The 2371-nt window shown below is 34.2% G+C and carries 2 protein-coding genes; both read left to right on the plus strand.

Going from position 1 to position 2371, the window contains the following annotated elements; genetic code table 11:
• Nucleotides 1-96: 96 nt before the first annotated feature.
• Complete coding sequence (locus B2S90_RS10475; RefSeq protein ID WP_279067909.1) at nucleotides 97-1410, plus strand: DEAD/DEAH box helicase; 1314 nt, start codon at nucleotides 97-99, stop codon at nucleotides 1408-1410.
• A gap of 56 nt (nucleotides 1411-1466) precedes the next feature.
• The gene (locus B2S90_RS10480) at nucleotides 1467-2339 is read left to right on the plus strand and encodes a deoxyribonuclease IV (RefSeq protein ID WP_286697020.1); all 873 of its coding nucleotides are present in this window, start codon (nucleotides 1467-1469) and stop codon (nucleotides 2337-2339) included.
• The last annotated feature ends 32 nt before the right edge of the window (nucleotides 2340-2371 follow it).

Consider the following 2371-nt stretch of genomic DNA (forward strand, 5'->3'; position numbering starts at 1 on the left):
TTTTCACCTCAAATACAATTCTAACATAAGTGAGATTAGATTTGTTTTTTTTTCAAATCATGGTATGATAATAGACGCTAAAGGAGGCGAATTATAATGGATTTATTTGATAAATTTCAATTTAATGATTATGTAAAAAAGACTTTAAGCAACATACATTTCACATCACCAACACCTATCCAGGATAAGGTGATCCCCCTTGTTTATAAGAATAAAGATATTATTGGTATCTCACAGACAGGTACTGGTAAAACTCATTCATTCTTAATTCCTATTATTGATCGTATTGATACAAGTGCAGATTATGTACAGGCAGTTATTACAACTCCTACAAGAGAACTTGCACATCAGATTTATGAAAACGCAAAGGAATTCAAGAAAGAAAACCCTGATTTAAGAATCTCACTTGTAATTGGTGGTTCTGATAAGCAGAAGGCTATTAATAAGCTTTCTACACAGCCACATATCGTTATTGGTACACCAGGACGTATTAAAGACTTATCTTTAAATGAACAGGCTTTAATCATCACTACAGCTACTACATTTGTAGTGGATGAAGCCGATATGACTTTAGAATATGGTTATCTTGAAGATTTAGATGCAGTCTTATCTAAGATGAGAGAAGATTTGCAGATGCTTGTATTCTCAGCAACTATTCCTGAACATTTATGGCCATTCTTAAGAAAATATATGAATGTGCCAGAATTAGTACAGATTGATGCCCATAAGAAAACAACAGACAATACAAAACATTACTTAATTCATACAAAGCATCATGACCGTTATACAGTATTAAAGAATATCATGGATATCATTGATCCATATATCTGCTTAATCTTCTGTAATAAGAGAACAGAAGCCACTAAGCTATCTGATCAGTTAAGAAGCGATGGTTATCGTGTCGGTGAAATTCATGGTGATTTAGAACCACGTGAACGTAAACAGATGATGAGACGTATCAACAATAATGAATATCAGTACATTGTGGCTACAGATATTGCGGCTAGAGGTATTGATATTGATGGTGTATCTCATGTTATTAATATGGAATTCCCAACAGAAAGAGACTTCTATATTCATCGATCTGGTAGATGTGGACGTGGTAAGTATAAGGGTGAATGTTATTCTATGTATGATTCATCTAATCAGCAGATGGTTGAATCACTTGAAAAGAAGGGTATTCACTTTGAAGTAAAAGAAATCCGTAACGGTGTATTAACGGATGCCAAGGCACGTAATAAGCGTAAGAATAGAAATGCGCCACAGTCTGAATTAGAAAAAGAAATTCAGCGTATTATTAAGAGACCTAAGAAGGTTAAACCTGGTTATAAGAAGAAGAGAAAAAGAGAAATCCAGGCTATTTACCAGAAAAAGAAAAGAGATATTATTCGTAAAGATATCCAGAAATAGAAAAAAGAACGTGCGAAACAGGCACAGAGAGAAAAACGTGAAAGGGAGAGTATGCAGTGATTATAGGTTCACATGTTTCAATGGGTGGTAAGGAAATGCTTCTAGGAAGTGTGAAAGAAGCATTAAGTTATAACGCCAATACATTCATGTTTTATACAGGTGCGCCTCAGAATACGAGACGTAAACCTGTTTCTGAATTACGTGTAGAAGAAGCTAAAGAATTAATGAACGAAAAGGGAATAGACATGGACAAGGTTGTTGTTCATGCCCCTTATATCATTAATTTAGGAAATACAATCAAGCCTGAAACAAGAGAACTTGCTGTATCATTCTTACGTCAAGAAATTGAAAGATGTGATGAAATTGGGGCTACAAGACTTGTTCTTCATCCAGGTGCTCATGTTAAAGCAGGGGACGAAGCAGGACTAGATGCGATTGTATCTGGCTTAAATGAAGTAATGAAGCCAGACCAGAAGGTACATATTGCCTTAGAAACAATGGCTGGTAAAGGCACTGAACTAGGTAGAACATTTGATCAGTTAGCTTATGTTATTGATCATTGTGATTATCCTGAATTATTAGGTTTATGTTTAGATACTTGTCATTTAAATGATGCAGGTTATGATATTTCTGATTTTGATGCAATTCTTGATGAAGTCGATGAAAAGATTGGTTTAGATAAGGTATTAGTTGTTCATGTCAATGATTCTAAGAATCCACAAGGTTCTCATAAAGATAGACATGAGAATATTGGTTTTGGGACAATCGGTTTTGATACATTAGACTCTATTGTATCTAATGAACGCTTAAAAGATGTTCCTAAGATTCTAGAAACACCTTATATTGAAAAGAATGCACCTTATAAAGAAGAGATTGAAATGCTGAAGAAGCATGAATTCAACCCAGGTTTAAAAGAAATGTTTGAATAAGCAGCTGTAATTGGCTGCTTATTTTTTATGTT

Origin of the sequence: Catenibacterium sp. UBA627, from assembly GCF_002299355.1 — a bacterium.
GTDB classification, from domain to species: Bacteria; Bacillota_I; Bacilli_A; order Erysipelotrichales; family Coprobacillaceae; genus Catenibacterium; species Catenibacterium mitsuoka.